The 18,712-nt window shown below is 48.1% G+C and carries 9 protein-coding genes, 1 tRNA gene and 3 rRNA genes; 12 read left to right on the top strand and 1 reads right to left on the bottom strand.

The window, feature by feature from the left end:
- The first annotated feature begins 15 nt into the window (after nucleotides 1-15).
- The gene (gene ligA, locus MHI06_RS26400; RefSeq protein ID WP_340399573.1) at nucleotides 16-2,037 is read left to right on the top strand and encodes an NAD-dependent DNA ligase LigA; all 2,022 of its coding nucleotides are present in this window, start codon (nucleotides 16-18) and stop codon (nucleotides 2,035-2,037) included.
- A 124-nt stretch (nucleotides 2,038-2,161) separates the two neighbouring features.
- Here the strand turns inward: ligA and MHI06_RS26395 are convergent, their stop codons facing one another.
- Entirely contained in the window at nucleotides 2,162-3,535 is a 1,374-nt protein-coding gene (locus MHI06_RS26395) for a molybdopterin-dependent oxidoreductase (RefSeq protein WP_340399572.1), read from the bottom strand.
- 711 nt (nucleotides 3,536-4,246) lie between these two features.
- Here MHI06_RS26395 and MHI06_RS26390 point away from each other — a divergent pair.
- From MHI06_RS26390 to disA, 11 genes are all read left to right on the top strand, one after another.
- A 16S ribosomal RNA gene (locus tag MHI06_RS26390) occupies nucleotides 4,247-5,799 on the top strand.
- Nucleotides 5,800-5,957: 158 nt separating this feature from the next.
- Nucleotides 5,958-6,033: transfer RNA gene (locus MHI06_RS26385), tRNA-Ala, on the top strand.
- Between the two features lie 208 nt (nucleotides 6,034-6,241).
- Nucleotides 6,242-9,167, top strand: a 23S ribosomal RNA gene (locus tag MHI06_RS26380).
- Between the two features lie 75 nt (nucleotides 9,168-9,242).
- Nucleotides 9,243-9,359, top strand: a 5S ribosomal RNA gene (gene rrf, locus MHI06_RS26375).
- Together the 16S, 23S and 5S rRNA genes with 1 tRNA gene alongside form the textbook arrangement of a ribosomal RNA operon.
- A 178-nt stretch (nucleotides 9,360-9,537) precedes the next feature.
- Complete coding sequence (locus MHI06_RS26370) at nucleotides 9,538-10,713, top strand: GNAT family N-acetyltransferase (RefSeq protein WP_340399571.1); 1,176 nt, start codon at nucleotides 9,538-9,540, stop codon at nucleotides 10,711-10,713.
- Nucleotides 10,714-11,173: 460 nt separating this feature from the next.
- The gene (locus tag MHI06_RS26365) at nucleotides 11,174-11,635 is read left to right on the top strand and encodes a CtsR family transcriptional regulator (protein ID WP_036671579.1); all 462 of its coding nucleotides are present in this window, start codon (nucleotides 11,174-11,176) and stop codon (nucleotides 11,633-11,635) included.
- A gap of 31 nt (nucleotides 11,636-11,666) precedes the next feature.
- Nucleotides 11,667-12,191, top strand: a complete 525-nt coding sequence (locus MHI06_RS26360) for a UvrB/UvrC motif-containing protein (RefSeq protein ID WP_036607138.1) — start codon at nucleotides 11,667-11,669, stop codon at nucleotides 12,189-12,191.
- A 28-nt stretch (nucleotides 12,192-12,219) separates the two neighbouring features.
- A complete protein-coding gene (locus tag MHI06_RS26355; RefSeq protein WP_036607140.1) occupies nucleotides 12,220-13,290 on the top strand; it encodes a protein arginine kinase in 1,071 nt (356 codons plus the stop codon).
- Between the two features lie 185 nt (nucleotides 13,291-13,475).
- The gene (locus tag MHI06_RS26350; protein WP_036607223.1) at nucleotides 13,476-15,938 is read left to right on the top strand and encodes an ATP-dependent Clp protease ATP-binding subunit; all 2,463 of its coding nucleotides are present in this window, start codon (nucleotides 13,476-13,478) and stop codon (nucleotides 15,936-15,938) included.
- A gap of 272 nt (nucleotides 15,939-16,210) precedes the next feature.
- Nucleotides 16,211-17,578, top strand: coding sequence for a DNA repair protein RadA (gene radA, locus MHI06_RS26345; RefSeq protein WP_036671578.1), 1,368 nt, complete (start codon nucleotides 16,211-16,213; stop codon nucleotides 17,576-17,578).
- Between the two features lie 13 nt (nucleotides 17,579-17,591).
- Nucleotides 17,592-18,668, top strand: a complete 1,077-nt coding sequence (disA, locus tag MHI06_RS26340) for a DNA integrity scanning diadenylate cyclase DisA (RefSeq protein WP_047841130.1) — start codon at nucleotides 17,592-17,594, stop codon at nucleotides 18,666-18,668.
- Nucleotides 18,669-18,712 lie beyond the last annotated feature (44 nt).

Raw genomic sequence — 18,712 nt, 5'->3', positions numbered from 1 at the left:
GAGGGATGGCCCTGTATGGACCCAATGCACCGGATGGAGCAACTCGTTACCGAGCTGAATCAGCATAACTATCAGTACTACACGATGGATCAGCCACAGATCAGCGACAAGGAGTATGATCTTCTGTACGACGAACTGGTTACGCTGGAACAGGAAAGCGGCATGGTTCTGCCTGATTCTCCAACGCAGCGTGTGGGTGGCGAACTGCTCAAGGGGTTTACCCCTCATCGCCATTTATCCTCATTATGGAGTCTCGACAAAGCACAGAATATTGAGCAGCTGCGTAGCTGGAACACCCGTGTACTGAAACTGATTAATGACTATAACAGTAAAAATCCCGATACGCCTTTACCGGAACCAGGTTATGTCATTGAGTTGAAGTTTGACGGATTGACGTTGAACCTGACATACACCAACGGTGAGTTGGTGCAAGCCTCTACACGAGGGAACGGTACCGTAGGTGAAGGTATTTTGGCACAGGTAAGAACGATCCGATCCGTTCCGCTCAAAATTCCTTACACAAGCGGTACGATTGAAGTACAGGGTGAAGGCATCATGAATCTGTCTGTCTTGGACCGATACAATGAGACAGCGGCAGAGCCACTCAAGAATGCGCGTAATGCAGCAGCAGGAGCGCTCCGCAACCTGAATCCGAAGGCGACGGCTGAGCGTCGGTTGAATGCTTATTTTTATAATGTAGGTTATTCGGATGACATTCAGTTTGCCAATCATCAGCAGATGATGGATTTCCTGCGTGAGAACCGCTTCAAAGTTAATCCATCGATTACTTATTTCCATGAGTTTGATGATGTGATGGAACAACTGGCCGCGATTCAGGAGAACCGAGGGCAGCTAGACTATCTGATCGATGGAGCTGTTATCAAAATTACGGACATGCGCACCCGCGAAGTGTTGGGTTATACCGATAAGTTCCCTCGCTGGGCGGTGGCATATAAATTCGAGGCTGAAGAGACTACAACGGTTCTTAACGCTGTGGTATGGAATGTGGGTCGTACTGGCAAAGTAACTCCGCTGGCACGCGTAGAACCGGTTGAACTTGCCGGGGTAACGGTACAGAACTGTACTCTGAACAATGTCGGCGATATTGAGCGCAAAAATCTGAAGTTTGCTCTGGGCACACGGGTCTTTATCCGTCGCTCCAACGACGTCATTCCTGAGATTCTGGGTAAAGTGACGGAGGAGAGTGATGGTGAGGAGATCGTCTTCCCTGAGCAGTGTCCTGCATGTGGATTCCCACTGGAGCAACGCGGAGCGCATCTGTTCTGTAACAATAGACTTGCGTGTAAACCACAAACGGTGGCACGTATTTCCCATTTTGCTTCCCGTGATGCTATGGACATCGAGACGTTCAGTGAGAAAACAGCGATTCAGTTGTATGATGAATTGAACGTACGTGAGCCTGCCGATCTGTATACGTTACAGTTTGATGATCTGGTGAAGCTGGAGCGGTTTGGGGAAAAGAAAGCGAACAACCTTATCGCTGCGCTTGAGCTTAGTAAAGATAGAGACTTGGCTTCCTTCTTATACTCACTGGGTATTCCGAACACAGGTAAATCGACAACGCGCATGCTCGCTGATCATTATCGAGATCTGCACGCCATTATGAATGCAACCGTGGAAGAACTGATTGAACTGCCAGATGTTGGTGGTATTGTGGCGGAAAGTATCGTGACCTTCTTTGCAGATCCGTTTACACAGGCTGCGATTGAGAAAATGCTCAACTTGGGCGTGAAAGCTCAGGCACCTGAGGCACCAGCGGTAGCTGTTGTGGAAGATTCCTTCTTCAGTGGCAAAACCGTCGTACTGACTGGAACGTTGCACCAACTGACCAGGGAAGAGGCCACGCAAAGACTGGAATTGCTCGGAGCGAAGGTGACAGGCAGTGTGTCGAAAAAGACAGATCTGGTGATTGCCGGAGAGAAGGCAGGTAGTAAACTAACCAAAGCTCATGATCTCGGTATTCCAACGATTGAGGATGAGGACGAACTTGTACGTCTTTTGAATCCACAGGGTTAGAGGATAAAAGAACAAAAGAGTTCATATAAGAAAGCCCCCGAAGACACAAATACGTGATCGGGGGCTTTTGCTGTATATTGATTTACTTTTACACAACGAATGAATGCTCACCAGTCTTAACTGATCATGATCCACTAATATTGTTAGGGATGCGCTGAGATGCGCCTGTAAGCCAGGCATCCTTATCATATCCTCGCTCTTCCCAGTAACCGATATGTTCGCTATCGATGAGTTCAATACGATTCAACCATTTTACCGATTTATAGGCATACATCTGAGGGATGACGAGTCGCACTGGACCGCCTAAATCCGCAGGGATAGGTTTGCCATCATGCATGACAGCTACCATAATATCCTCCATTTGCGCTTGATCCATCGTAATGGCATCCGTATACACGCCGTCACCGGAATAAAACTTCACACTATGAGCTTCTGGTTTGACCCCGGCTTGTTTCAAAAGCTGTGCAAGAGAAATGCCTTCCCAGGTATTTTTATATACAGACCAGCCCGTTACACAGTGGAAATCACTAACCTGTACGGTACGCGCAAGCTTCACGAACTGTTCCCAGTTCCAAACCTGTGCCCGTTCAACCAGTCCGTCAATTCGGAAAGACCAGTTGGCATTGGAGAAGGACGGTATAGGCGTAACCGTATATACGCGGAAATGACCTTCAGCTCCGCCGCCAACGGGAGGTGAAGAGGCAGACAGCGGTTGTGGCAAAGGAACCATACGGTTAGGATCGTTCTCCAGCATACTATCAATACTGTTATCAATCTTGAGATTTCGTCCTACCCAGGATATAAATGTAGGTCCAAGAGTCACGGCGAGGCCAACGCCTACAGCAGAACGGATGAAAGCTCGACGTGTATACACAGGTTGTGGTCGCTCCTCTGATTTGAGGGGATCTCTCTCGGAACTGCGATCAAACTGGGAAGAAGATATAGCAGCCGGAGTTTCTTTTTCATCCGATATTGAATCAGATGGATCAGCTGTATTTTGAGTTCGTGTTGAAGTTGTAGTAGTTTTAACCGCACGTCGTGCAGGGTCCTTTAACCATTTGGTCCGAGTGATGGAGTGGTAGATGATATAAGGTAAGCCCACCCAAGTCAGGAGGTCGTGGATCAAAAGTGCCGCATTAGACCATCGAGGTCCAGCTAGCTTGAACTGCCATAATACAATACCTGAAAGTAGCCACCCGACCAGCAGCGTAAGAACAATGATGGTGTTCATCCTTTGCCAAGGTCTATTTCGAAGCTGCTTCCAGTGCTTTCCGGCCAAAATCAAGTAATATACCACGGGTGCTAGCATAGCTAACCCAACGATGATATGCAGCCATTTCAACCACACACGTCCGATTCCGAGTATCTCTCGCCAAAAGCCACCTACCAGCATAAGACCCGATATAGCAAGGATTACAACAATCCAGGCATTCCAGGCATGGATGGAAACCAACTTTTTGCCGTAAACTTTACGCATGTTCTTCAACCATTGTTTCAAGTGCGATCACCCCATATAGGTTAATAATGAGTTTATTCAGAACTTTGATATGTAATAGCCAGCTGTGAATGGAGTGCGTCATCTGTGTAAAGGGATTGCGAGATGGTGAAACGATTGTTCATAAGCTTCTTATGAAGTAATACACTTGACTGCTTATCTTTATCCTATATCTATATACCTTATTATAGAGTTTTTGGATCACTTTCTTCAAACCAATAGTAGGGAATGGATCGTTATCCCAATCGGGAGGTCTAGCTAAACTCCATCAAGATCCTTAATTACTTATGGTAATAAGTCAGTACTATAGAAATGATCTGTTTCTTCTTTGATACGGAGTGCACTTTAAGGCTACATCATCTTTATTTAGGATAATGTGTTAGTGTGTCGAATAAAGGCTGGAGGAATGATGCCGTTGATGGAAATTTTAAGATAGTCATAAGGTTAATTAAAAATGCTTGCTAAATAAATGACAACATGATATATTATTTCTTGTCGCCTCAAACAAATGATTGTCGAAATCATTTGAACGGTGACGAAAACAAAGTGTTGACAGTGAGTTAGTTAACATGGTATGATAAGATTCCTGTCCGGTTGACAAACATCAACATAAACGGACATACAAGTTCCTTGAAAACTGAACAAATGGATAGTAACTTTTGATTCACAATGAATCGTCAGATTCAAAATGAGCTTATCGCTCTTTTCAATACTTTATTGGAGAGTTTGATCCTGGCTCAGGACGAACGCTGGCGGCATGCCTAATACATGCAAGTCGAGCGGACTTGATGAGAAGCTTGCTTCTCTGATGGTTAGCGGCGGACGGGTGAGTAACACGTAGGCAACCTGCCCTCAAGTTTGGGACAACTACCGGAAACGGTAGCTAATACCGAATAGTTGTTTTCTTCGCCTGAAGAGAACTGGAAAGACGGAGCAATCTGTCACTTGGGGATGGGCCTGCGGCGCATTAGCTAGTTGGTGAGGTAACGGCTCACCAAGGCGACGATGCGTAGCCGACCTGAGAGGGTGATCGGCCACACTGGGACTGAGACACGGCCCAGACTCCTACGGGAGGCAGCAGTAGGGAATCTTCCGCAATGGGCGAAAGCCTGACGGAGCAATGCCGCGTGAGTGATGAAGGTTTTCGGATCGTAAAGCTCTGTTGCCAGGGAAGAACGCTTGGGAGAGTAACTGCTCTCAAGGTGACGGTACCTGAGAAGAAAGCCCCGGCTAACTACGTGCCAGCAGCCGCGGTAATACGTAGGGGGCAAGCGTTGTCCGGAATTATTGGGCGTAAAGCGCGCGCAGGCGGTCATTTAAGTCTGGTGTTTAATCCCGGGGCTCAACCCCGGATCGCACTGGAAACTGGGTGACTTGAGTGCAGAAGAGGAGAGTGGAATTCCACGTGTAGCGGTGAAATGCGTAGATATGTGGAGGAACACCAGTGGCGAAGGCGACTCTCTGGGCTGTAACTGACGCTGAGGCGCGAAAGCGTGGGGAGCAAACAGGATTAGATACCCTGGTAGTCCACGCCGTAAACGATGAGTGCTAGGTGTTAGGGGTTTCGATACCCTTGGTGCCGAAGTTAACACATTAAGCACTCCGCCTGGGGAGTACGGTCGCAAGACTGAAACTCAAAGGAATTGACGGGGACCCGCACAAGCAGTGGAGTATGTGGTTTAATTCGAAGCAACGCGAAGAACCTTACCAGGTCTTGACATCTGAATGACCGGTGCAGAGATGTACCTTTTCTTCGGAACATTCAAGACAGGTGGTGCATGGTTGTCGTCAGCTCGTGTCGTGAGATGTTGGGTTAAGTCCCGCAACGAGCGCAACCCTTATATTTAGTTGCCAGCACTTCGGGTGGGCACTCTAGATAGACTGCCGGTGACAAACCGGAGGAAGGTGGGGATGACGTCAAATCATCATGCCCCTTATGACCTGGGCTACACACGTACTACAATGGCCGGTACAACGGGCTGCGAAATCGCGAGATGGAGCCAATCCCAACAAAGCCGGTCTCAGTTCGGATTGCAGGCTGCAACTCGCCTGCATGAAGTCGGAATTGCTAGTAATCGCGGATCAGCATGCCGCGGTGAATACGTTCCCGGGTCTTGTACACACCGCCCGTCACACCACGAGAGTTTATAACACCCGAAGTCGGTGGGGTAACCGCAAGGAGCCAGCCGCCGAAGGTGGGATAGATGATTGGGGTGAAGTCGTAACAAGGTAGCCGTATCGGAAGGTGCGGCTGGATCACCTCCTTTCTATGGAGAATCGTTTCCTGCAACGGAAACATTCAAATAAGCAGGTTCTAAGAACCTGCGACAGCAATTCATTTCGGTTCATTACTTCGGTGTGGATGAAATGAATTGCAGCAACACAGTTACTTATCCATTTGTTCAGTTTTGATGGAATTTGATGAGGGGCCATAGCTCAGCTGGGAGAGCGCCTGCCTTGCAAGCAGGAGGTCAGCGGTTCGATCCCGCTTGGCTCCACCAAACAATTTCATCTATTTGGCTTGTTCTTTGAAAACTAGATATCGAAACGAAACAAACGCGAATTAGAACATTCCTTTTTAGCTGAACTTGTGCAAACAAGTATCAATAAAAACGGTAGATTGCTGGAGCGAGTGATCGAAATGGAGCGACTTTTGGATTTGGACGTAGTCCAAACCAAGCGGAGCGACAGCTCGAACACGAGCGCAATGGTTAAGCTACTAAGAGCACACGGAGGATGCCTAGGCGCTAGGAGCCGATGAAGGACGTGGCGAACAACGAAACTGCCTCGGGGAGCTGTAAGCAAGCTTTGATCCGGGGGTGTCCGAATGGGGAAACCCAGCTGGGGTAATTTCCAGTTACACCTAACTGAATACATAGGTTAGTGTGAGGCATACCAGGGGAACTGAAACATCTAAGTACCCTGAGGAAGAGAAAACAATAGTGATTCCGTCAGTAGCGGCGAGCGAACGCGGAGAAGCCCAAACCAAAGAGCTTGCTCTTTGGGGTTGTGGGACGTCTCACATGGAGTTACAAAGGAACCGGTTAAGCGAAGAGGTCTGGAAAGGCCCGCCAAAGAAGGTAAAAGCCCTGTAGTTGAAAGTTGGTTCCCTCCGAGACGGATCCCGAGTAGTGCGGGGCACGTGAAACCCCGTATGAATCCGGCAGGACCATCTGCCAAGGCTAAATACTTCCTAGCGACCGATAGTGAAGCAGTACCGTGAGGGAAAGGTGAAAAGCACCCCGGAAGGGGAGTGAAATAGAACCTGAAACCGTGTGCTTACAAAAAGTCAGAGCCCGTTTTAGGGGTGATGGCGTGCCTTTTGTAGAATGAACCGGCGAGTTACGTTCCCGTGCAAGGTTAAGGTGAAGAGCCGGAGCCGCAGCGAAAGCGAGTCTGAATAGGGCGACTGAGTACGTGGACGTAGACCCGAAACCGGGTGATCTACCCCTGTCCAGGGTGAAGGTGCGGTAACACGCACTGGAGGCCCGAACCCACGCATGTTGAAAAATGCGGGGATGAGGTGGGGGTAGCGGAGAAATTCCAATCGAACTCGGAGATAGCTGGTTCTCCCCGAAATAGCTTTAGGGCTAGCCTCGGAAAACAGAGTCGTGGAGGTAGAGCACTGATTGGGTGCGGGGCCCGCAAGGGTTACCAAGCTCAGTCAAACTCCGAATGCCATAGACTTACTTCCGGGAGTCAGACAGTGAGTGCTAAGATCCATTGTCAAAAGGGAAACAGCCCAGACCATCAGCTAAGGTCCCCAAGTGTGTGTTAAGTGGAAAAGGATGTGGAGTTGCACAGACAACCAGGATGTTGGCTTAGAAGCAGCCACCATTGAAAGAGTGCGTAATAGCTCACTGGTCGAGTGACTCTGCGCCGAAAATGTAACGGGGCTAAACACACCACCGAAGCTATGGCTTGATGCTTTGCATCAGGGGTAGGGGAGCGTTGTATAAGGGTTGAAGGTGTACCGTAAGGAGCGCTGGACATTATACAAGTGAGAATGCCGGTATGAGTAACGAAAAGATCAGTGAGAATCTGATCCGCCGAAAGCCTAAGGGTTCCTGAGGAAGGCTCGTCCGCTCAGGGTAAGTCGGGACCTAAGGCGAGGCCGAAAGGCGTAGTCGAAGGACAACAGGTCGAAATTCCTGTACCACCGTAAGCCGTTATGAGCAATGGGGGGACGCAGTAGGGTAGTGACGCGGACTGATGGATGTCCGTCTAAGCAGTAAGGCTGATGTGTAGGCAAATCCGCACATTGTAAGGCTGAGCTGTGATGGGGAGCGAAAATTGTAGTAGCGAAGGTCATGATCTCACACTGCCAAGAAAAGCCTCTAGCCAGGTGATGGTGCCCGTACCGCAAACCGACACAGGTAGGCGAGAAGAGTATTCTAAGGCGCGCGGAAGAACTCTCGTTAAGGAACTCGGCAAAATGACCCCGTAACTTCGGGAGAAGGGGTGCCCCGGTAGTGTGAATAGCACGAGGGGGCCGCAGTGAAAAGGCCCAAGCGACTGTTTAGCAAAAACACAGGTCTGTGCGAAGCCGTAAGGCGAAGTATACGGGCTGACGCCTGCCCGGTGCTGGAAGGTTAAGGGGAGTGGTTAGGAGCAATCCGAAGCTGTGAACCGAAGCCCCAGTAAACGGCGGCCGTAACTATAACGGTCCTAAGGTAGCGAAATTCCTTGTCAGGTAAATTCTGACCCGCACGAATGGCGTAACGACTTGGGCGCTGTCTCAACGAGAGATCCGGTGAAATTTTAATACCTGTGAAGATGCAGGTTACCCGCGACAAGACGGAAAGACCCCATGGAGCTTTACTGCAGCTTGATATTGAATTTGGGTACGATCTGTACAGGATAGGTGGGAGCCTTTGAAGCATGAGCGCCAGCTTGTGTGGAGGCAACGTTGGGATACCACCCTGATCGTATCTAGGTTCTAACCTGGTACCGTAATCCGGTACGGGGACAGTGTCAGGTGGGCAGTTTGACTGGGGCGGTCGCCTCCTAAAGAGTAACGGAGGCGCCCAAAGGTTCCCTCAGAATGGTTGGAAATCATTCGAAGAGTGCAAAGGCATAAGGGAGCTTGACTGCGAGACCTACAAGTCGAGCAGGGACGAAAGTCGGGCTTAGTGATCCGGTGGTACCGCATGGAAGGGCCATCGCTCAACGGATAAAAGCTACCCTGGGGATAACAGGCTTATCTCCCCCAAGAGTCCACATCGACGGGGAGGTTTGGCACCTCGATGTCGGCTCATCGCATCCTGGGGCTGAAGTAGGTCCCAAGGGTTGGGCTGTTCGCCCATTAAAGCGGTACGCGAGCTGGGTTCAGAACGTCGTGAGACAGTTCGGTCCCTATCTGTCGTGGGCGTAGGAAATTTGAGAGGAGCTGTCCTTAGTACGAGAGGACCGGGATGGACGTACCGCTGGTGTACCAGTTGTTCCGCCAGGAGCACCGCTGGGTAGCTATGTACGGACGGGATAAACGCTGAAAGCATCTAAGCGTGAAGCCCCCCTCAAGATGAGATTTCCCAGTATGTAAGACCCCTTGAAGACGACGAGGTAGATAGGCTGGGGGTGGAAGTGCAGCAATGCATGGAGCTGACCAGTACTAATCGGTCGAGGGCTTATCCAATAGCAAGTTCTAAATCGCATGTTTCGTTTCGAATCTAGTTTTCAGAGAACAACACTCTGAAATGTAAGCACCGCGTTTGGTGGCGATGGCGGAGGGGTTCCACACGTACCCATCCCGAACACGACCGTTAAGCCCTCTAGCGCCGATGGTACTTGGACCGCAGGGTCCTGGGAGAGTAGGACGCCGCCAAGCGAAGAACCACTGCCGATGTTATTCGGTGGTGGTTTTTATTTGTTTATTTAAGGGGATGCGGAAGCATCTCTTATTTGACTTTGTAAGAATCCTCTGACACACTCTAAGGGGTACATATATCAGATATCAGGCCATGATTTGGATTGATATAACTCTAGCGAATGGGGTGTAGGACAACATGGAAATTCAGAAATTGACGGTAGATGATTTTGAACCGGCGATGGCACTCTCCGAATATGCTTTTCAAGTAGTAATGAGTGAAGAACAAAAAGAAAAACGGCGGAGTCAATTTTCGTCACAGGATATATGGGGTGTATATGAGGACGGGCAGCTAGGAGCCAAACTTCACATCATTCCTTTTCAAACTTATATTCATGGCAGAGCGTTCGAGATGGGCGGTATTGCGGGTGTAGCCACCTGGCCAGAGTATAGACGCAAAGGCTGGGTAGCGGGTCTGCTGAAGCATGCGTTGGAAGAAATGAATCGTAACAAACAGAGCATATCATTCTTGCATCCATTCTCTTTTGGTTTCTATCGGAAGTATGGATGGGAGACCTATGTTGAATTTAAACGATATAAAGTGCCTACAGCACATTTGCCTTCGAAAAAAGCGACACCTGGAACGATTCGGCGTGGCGATCCGGGTCTTAGCATATTAAAGCAAGTATACAGTGCTTACGCTGAGCGCTATAACGGAACCCTGGTCCGGGATGATGCAAGGTGGGAGAATTCAGTTCTTGTGAATGGGACCAGCCAGAAGGCTGTATATTATGATGAAACTGATGTAGCACAAGGTTATCTTTTATATGAGGTAAAGGAAAATAAGTTTACCATTAAAGAGATTATCTATCTGAATGAAGAGGCTAGACAAGGGCTCTGGACTTTCATTGCCAATCATGATTCCATGATCCAGGAAGTGACGTTGCAGGCACCAGCCAGTGATACGCTTGCTTTCCAATTGGATAACCCACGGATTCAGCAGGAGATTGTACCTTACTTTATGGCACGCATCGTTAGTGTGGAGCAGTTTATATCTCAGTATCCATTTGCAAGCCAGGATTCACCGGTACAGATTGTTCTTCAGGTAGAAGATACCCACGCTCCGTGGAATGAAGGGGTATGGCAATTGAATGTGGCACTGAACGGAACCGCGTCCATATGGAAAACATCCGAGCCAGTCACTGATGATCAGACCATTAAGGTAGATATTCAATCCCTTACGGCAATATTGATGGGATATCGCAGACCAACGGAAATGGCACGGATCGGAAGAATTCAAGGACCTAACACAGCAATCAAGGCTTTGGAACAAGCGATTCCGGAACGGGAAACCTATTTGCTTGATTTCTTCTGATGACTATTCCGCTGTTCCATTCAACTTGATTAGCTTATATAGAAATACGGCGTTATTGAAAGACAAATGGACTTCTTCAGCAATTTTGGGGAGGTTTTTTTGTGTCTGGGGAATATTTCGTGTAAAATCGTAAAAAATGAATAGTGACCCCACTTGGCAAAACCACAAAATATGCTATAATGGTTATAAAGTCAAAGAAAGTCAAAGTCAACTAAAGGTTTAATACTTAAGTAGCTTTCTTTCTACAATCTGATGCATGATCGCCAATATACGGGATTCATTTCATCGGAGGATCAAGGGAATATTAAAGGACCTTCGTGCTTCCTTCGCTCTCCTGTTAACACTTGTGGAAGCAAGATTCGCTGTTTCCCTGATTGGTTAAATGGGTAGAGAAGGTGTACTCTGTGGGGGCGTGTGGGTCCTTATTGACTTAACGTTTCAGACAGTGGAGGATGATTGGATGCGTAATATCTCTGATATTATCGAACGATATCTGAAGAGTATTTTGCATGAAAGTCCCGAAGGAATGGTTGAAATTCAGCGTAATGATCTGGCAGATCAATTCTCATGTGTACCTTCCCAGATCAATTATGTCATCAGCACACGTTTTACACTCGAGAAGGGATACCTGGTAGAGAGTAAACGCGGCGGTGGTGGTTATGTTCGCATACAGCGCATTGAATTACCGGCCCAATCAGCTCTGCATAATCATTTGCACCATAGTATTGGTGAAGAGATCGGGCAGACAGCTGCCGAAGGTCTGATCTATCAACTGGAAGAAGCGCGCTTCTTGAACAAACGGGAAGCCGGGTTGATGCGAGCTGCAGTATCTAGAGAGGTTATATTGGTCAAACTTCCTTACCGGGATCAAATTCGTGCCAGAATGTTGAAGGCGATGTTAATATCTTTGCTCGGTAAATGAAAACTATCGGGGTCAAAGGAGGTACATCAATATGCTGTGCCAAGAATGCAATAAACGTCCGGCGACACTTCATTTTACGAAGATCGTAAATGGAGAGAAGACGGAATTCCATATTTGTGAGTCATGTGCCCGTGAAAAAGGGGAAATGATCCCTGGAACAGCAGGTGGGTTTTCCATTCACAACTTGTTGTCCGGATTGCTTGATTTTGATCCAGCCGGCAAAAGTGGATCGGCAGGAACACCACCTGCAAAAGCTCTTCAATGTGAAGAGTGTGGTATGACGTACGCACAATTTAGTAAGATAGGCCGGTTCGGCTGCAGTTCATGTTATAAATATTTTGACAGTCGTCTGGATCCTTTGTTCAAGCGGGTTCATGGTAATACGTCCCATGTAGGCAAAGTGCCTGCACGAGCTGGTGGTCGCATCAAGGTGAAACGGCAAATTGCTGATCTGAAGCGTGAGCTACAAGAGAGCATCGCACAAGAGGAATTTGAAGAGGCGGCTCAGATCCGTGACCAGATCAGAGGACTTGAAAAAGGAATAGCTCAGGAGTAAAGTTTGTCATTAGTAGGAGGGATGCGTAATGCCTAATCTGCGCTTTACAGAGAAGGCGCTCAGCGACTGGATGCGCAGTGATGCGGCTGATTCCGAAATTGTCATTAGCAGCCGTGTCCGGATTGCACGCAACCTTCAGCATGTTCCGTTTCCGATGCTGGCTTCCAATGAGCAATCGGAAGAGGTGCTGAATAAGCTGAGCGAAGTACTTCAATACGATGACGTTCATGCCTTTGGGGATTTTCATACGTTGGATCTGATCGATATTGACGAACTCGACAAACGGGTGCTGGTGGAGAAACATCTCATCAGTCCAAGTCTTGCGAATGAATCCAGGAATGGTGCGGTTATTCTCAGTGAGGATGAGTCTGTCAGTATTATGATTAATGAAGAGGATCATCTTCGTATCCAGTGCCTCTATCCGGGGTTTCAGGTGAAAGAAGCCTGGGAGAAAGCTTCCGCAATAGATGATGCTTTTGAAGCGCACGTGGATTATGCTTTTGATGATCGCAGAGGATACTTAACCAGCTGCCCTACCAATGTAGGTACAGGCGTCAGAGCATCGGTCATGATGCACTTGCCTGCCCTGGTGATGACACAACAGATTGGCCGTATTCTAACCGCAGTTTCCCAAGTGGGATTGACGGTAAGAGGGATATACGGTGAAGGTAGCGAGGCGATGGGTAACCTGTTCCAGATCTCGAACCAGATTACTTTGGGACAGACCGAACAGGAAGTCATCGAGAACCTGCATGGTGTTGTGTTACAGATGATTGGTCATGAACGTACAGCGAGAGAACGGTTAATTACCGACTCCAGACTTCGGATTACGGATCGGGTCATGCGTTCTTATGGCATATTGTCTCATGCAGCTATTGTTGATTCCAAGGAAGCTGCACAGCGCTTATCGGATGTACGCCTTGGCGTGGATCTCGGATTGTTGGATGGACTGTCCATCACGGTAATGAATGAATTGAATGTGATGACACAGCCGGGATTTTTGCAGAAAACATTCGGGGAAGATATGCGCACAGATGAGCGTGACATATACCGTGCTCAGTTGATTCGTGATACGATCAATGCAGCGAAGCAGTCCTAGTTTAGCCTGATATAGTATTGAATTATGGTTTCATGCCGCATTGCGGCTTTTATATAATAAGGCATGTACAAATGCCGAATGACTTTATTCGCAGCATGGCTGCAAACAAAAATGATATGAAGAATACGACGGTTATTTCATTATATGACCCTCGTTTTATCCAAAACCATGGAGGTGCAGGAGATATGATGTTTGGAAGATTTACGGAACGGGCCCAAAAGGTGCTCGCACTCGCGCAGGAAGAAGCTGTCCGTCTCGGTCATAATAACATCGGTACTGAGCATATTTTGCTCGGCCTCATTCGTGAAGGCGAAGGCATCGCAGCCAAAGCACTGATCGGCCTGGGACTCGGATTGGAAAAAATTCAGGATGAAGTAGAAACGCTAATTGGCCGTGGCCAAGAGCAACCTACCAACATTGCATATACGCCACGTGCGAAAAAAGTAATTGAACTGTCTATGGATGAAGCTCGTAAATTGGGCCACACTTATGTAGGCACAGAGCATATCCTGCTCGGATTGATTCGTGAAGGCGAAGGTGTTGCAGCACGTGTGCTCAATAACCTGGGAATTAGCCTGAACAAAGCACGTCAACAAGTGCTGCAATTGCTTGGTAGCAGTGAAGCTGTATCCAGCCATAATGGCACACCTGCCAATGTCAGCACACCAACGCTGGACAGTCTGGCACGTGACCTCACGGCATACGCCAGAGAGAATAACCTTGACCCGGTTATTGGACGTAGCAAAGAAATTGAACGTGTCATCCAGGTGCTCAGCCGTCGTACGAAGAACAACCCGGTATTGATCGGTGAGCCAGGTGTAGGTAAAACAGCGATTGCTGAAGGCCTTGCACAAAAAATCATTGCAAATGAGATTCCGGAAACATTGCGCGACAAACGGGTAATGACCCTGGATATGGGTTCAGTAGTCGCTGGAACCAAATATCGTGGTGAGTTTGAAGATCGTCTGAAAAAAATCATGGATGAGATTCGCCAAGCAGGTAACATTGTCCTGTTTATCGACGAATTGCATACCTTGATTGGCGCAGGCGGAGCTGAAGGTGCCATCGATGCTTCTAACATTTTGAAACCGGCTCTGGCCCGTGGAGAATTGCAGTGCATTGGTGCAACAACGCTGGATGAGTATCGTAAATACATCGAGAAGGATGCAGCGCTTGAGCGTCGTTTCCAACCGATTACTGTAGATCAGCCTTCTCCGGAAGAAGCGATTCAAATCTTGCACGGCCTGCGTGACCGTTATGAGGCGCATCACCGCGTGAAAATTACGGACGAAGCAATTGTGCAGGCGGTTAAACTGTCTGACCGTTACATTACAGACCGTTTCCTGCCAGATAAAGCGATTGACCTGATTGATGAAGCGGGTTCCAAAGTAAGATTGAACTCTTACACGATCCCACCAAACCTGAAACAACTGGAAAGCCGTCTGGAAGATATCCGTAAGGAAAAAGACGCTGCAGTTCAAAGTCAGGAGTTCGAAAAAGCAGCAGCTCTGCGTGATACGGAACAAAAAATCCGTGAAGAGCTGGATGTAACGAAGAACCAGTGGAAAGAGAAACAAGGTCGCACCGATTCCGAGGTTACTCCTGAGGATATCGCACAAGTGGTAGCCAGCTGGACTGGAATCCCTGTGAACCAACTGAAAGAAGAAGAGACACAACGTCTGATGAATCTGGAGTCTATTCTACATGAACGTGTCATCGGTCAGGATGAGGCAGTGAAGTCTGTCAGCCGTGCGGTTCGTCGTGCTCGTGCGGGACTTAAAGATCCAAAACGTCCGATGGGTTCATTCATTTTCCTCGGCCCTACAGGGGTAGGTAAAACAGAACTTGCTCGTGCTCTGGCTGAAGCGATGTTCGGCGATGAAAATGCAGTAATCCGGATTGATATGTCCGAGTATGGTGAGAAGCACTCGACTTCCCGACTTGTCGGAGCGCCTCCAGGATATGTTGGGTACGAAGAAGGTGGCCAGCTGACAGAGAAAGTTCGTCGTAAACCATATTCCGTAGTCCTGCTCGATGAAATCGAGAAAGCACATCCAGAAGTATTCAATATCTTGTTACAAGTGCTTGAGGATGGTCGTCTGACGGATTCCAAAGGTCGCGTCGTTGACTTCCGCAATACGCTGATCATTCTAACATCCAACGTGGGTGCCGAAGCGATCAAACGTAACTCTACACTGGGCTTCACTGCAGTTGTAGATGCAGGAGCAGATTATGACAACATGAAGGGGAAAGTGATGGATGAGCTGAAGAAAAGCTTCCGTCCAGAGTTCCTTAACCGGATTGATGAAATTATCGTGTTCCACTCACTTGAAGAAAAACACATCGCTGAAATTGTTACGCTTATGAGTGAAGAACTTCGTAAACGACTGCTCGAACATGAGGTCGATTTCGAACTCACTGACAATGCCAAGTCTTTCCTTGCGAAGTCAGGCTTTGATCCAGCTTACGGTGCGCGTCCGCTTCGTCGGGCAATCCAGAAGCATATCGAGGACAAATTGTCCGAAGAGTTGCTCACAGGTAACGTAACCAAAGGGGATTCATTGCTCATCGACGAAGAGAACGGTGCACTGTCTGTTACGAAAAAAGACGTGGTCGTTCCGTCCAATGAGGAAATCGAAACTAAATAATATTTAGCAAGCTTTGGAGTTAAACTTCAGCTTGTATTGATCCATAATCCTTAATCAAATCCTTCCCGGCTTCGGCCGGGGAGGATTTTTTGCACTTTGGACAGAAGACGGACATGATTATGTCAGGAACATGTGTAAAGTTTGCGATAATCCTTTACGAAAAATCTCAAACAATGGTAAACTTTTAGTAACCCTGCACGTCAGGGAGTTTGGGTGAAATTCGTCGAATAATGCAAAATGCTGTTATAAAATTAAATTATAGGAGTGCTGAAGTGGCCAAAGTTAAAACCAAGTTTCAATGTACGGAATGCGGCTATGAAGCCCCCAAGTGGTACGGTAAGTGTCCGGGTTGTCAGTCATGGAATTCAATGGTGGAAGAAACAGAGACGGTGGTCAAAACACAAGGGAGAAATTCTCCTCTGTTTGACAGTAAAGATAAACCGCTTCCTATCATAGATATAGATAGCGGTCAGGAACCGCGTGTACAGACTGGAATCGGAGAGTTGAACCGGGTGTTGGGTGGCGGAATTGTTCCAGGTTCCCTCGTTCTGGTGGGCGGAGATCCAGGTATCGGTAAATCAACGTTGATGTTGCAGACGTCCCATGCGTTGACGCACTCGGGTTTGCGTGTTTTATATGTATCGGGAGAGGAATCAGTCAAGCAAACCAAATTGCGGGCGGACCGTCTCGGGGCACTCTCTGCCGAGTTGTATGTACTGTGTGAAACCAATATGGAACGTGTAGAGGAAGCGGTGGATCAGATCCAGCCGCATTTTCTTGTCATCGACTCCATTCAGACGGTATATCTTCCCGAAGTTACCAGTGCGCCGGGTAGTGTAGCACAGGTAAGGGAATGTACGTCAAGGTTCATGCGGATTGCCAAAGGCAGAGGCATTGCAACGGTTCTTGTGGGGCATGTTACCAAAGAAGGTGCCATTGCCGGTCCACGTATGTTAGAACATATGGTGGATTGCGTGCTTTATTTTGAAGGAGAACGGCATCATACGTATCGCCTGTTGCGTGCGGTGAAGAACCGTTTTGGTTCCACCAATGAAATTGGTATTTTTGAAATGGGCGAAGATGGACTTCGTGAAGTGGGCAATCCGTCCGAACTCTTTTTGTCGGAACGTCCACTGGGTGTAGCAGGTTCAACGGTAGTTGCCAGTATGGAGGGGACACGTCCTCTGCTCGTGGAATTGCAGGCGTTGATCTCGACGACCCATTTTCCTTCTCCCCGCCGTATGGCAACAGGGGTAGATCTCCATCGATTAAATCTGATCATTGCAGTGCTGGAGAAACGGATGGGGATGTTTTTACAGACCCAGGATGCGTATCTGAACGTGGCTGGTGGAGTACGGTTGGATGAGCCCGCTGTAGATTTGGCGGTTGCTGTCAGCATTGCATCCAGTTTGAGAGATGTACCGACCAAGCCGGACGACGTCATCTTTGGCGAGATCGGTCTGACAGGTGAAGTTCGAGCCGTATCACGGGCCGAACAACGAGTGAAGGAAGCCGCAAAGCTGGGCTTCAAACGAGTCATTTTACCAGAAAAAAGCTTAAAGGGCTGGAAACATCCTCGCGGGATACAACTGATCGGTGTGAATACCGTGGCAGATGCACTAGCGGTTGCTTTAGATTAGGGGGCATAACAAGATGAAAGATATGAGCCAACTGGATAATATGAATGAATTGTTAAGGCTGATCGCACCAGGTACACCTTTCCGCGAAGGTCTGGAAAATGTGCTGCGCGCCAAGACGGGCGCACTGCTTGTTGTAGGATACAGCCCTGAAGTAATGGAAGTGGTGGATGGGGGATTCTCGATTAACTGTGATTTCTCCCCGAACTATCTGTATGAACTCGCCAAGATGGATGGTGCCATTATTCTTAGCGAGGATTTGAAGCGTATTCTTTACGCCAATACCCAGTTAATCCCGGACTCTTCGATCTCTTCATCAGAGACGGGGATTCGTCACCGGACGGCAGAGCGTGTAGCAAAGCAAACGGGTAAATTGGTCGTATCCATATCACAGCGCCGGAATATCATTACTTTGTATCAGGGAACACTTCGTTATTCCCTCAAGGAAATCGGGGTTATTTTGACCAAAGCGAATCAAGCGATTCAAACCCTGGAGAAATACAAAGCGGTATTAACACAGTCCCTTACGAATCTGAGTGCCTCTGAATTTGAGGAGCTGGTGACGATTCCTGAAGTGGTTAATGTGATTCAGCGTACCGAAATGGTGATGCGGATCAAAACGGAAATCAAACGATACATTCATGAACTCGGGAATGAGGGACGACTCATTTCCATGCAAATGGAAGAACTCGTGGGTACAACGGAAGAAGAAGCCTGGTTATTGTATAAAGACTATGCCCGTGACGACAGTGATGACAAAATCCGTGAAATTATCGTGGGACTGAAAAGATTGTCGGACGATGAGTTGCTGGATGCACATCATATTGTCCGTCTGCTCGGCTATCCTTCATCAGCGGCTACTTCAGAGGATTCGGTTGCCCCTCGTGGATTCCGGGTATTAAATAAGATCCCCCGCCTGCCCAATGTCATTATCCATAATCTGGTGGATCAATTCGAACAATTGCCTCATGTTATTATGGCTACAATTGAAGAACTGGACGAAGTGGACGGTATTGGTGAAGTTCGTGCCCGGACCATTAAGGAAGGCCTCAAACGTTTGCAGGAGCAAATGTTTATCGACAGACAGATGTAAGGGTTTGCCTATATAAAGGCTTGAAATGGATGAGGTGAAACAAC

Origin of the sequence: Paenibacillus sp. FSL H8-0079 (assembly GCF_037991315.1) — a bacterium.
In the GTDB taxonomy this organism is placed as follows: Bacteria; Bacillota; Bacilli; order Paenibacillales; family Paenibacillaceae; genus Paenibacillus.
Note: the sequence above shows the minus strand (reverse complement) of the source record. Positions and strands in the feature narration are given on the sequence as shown.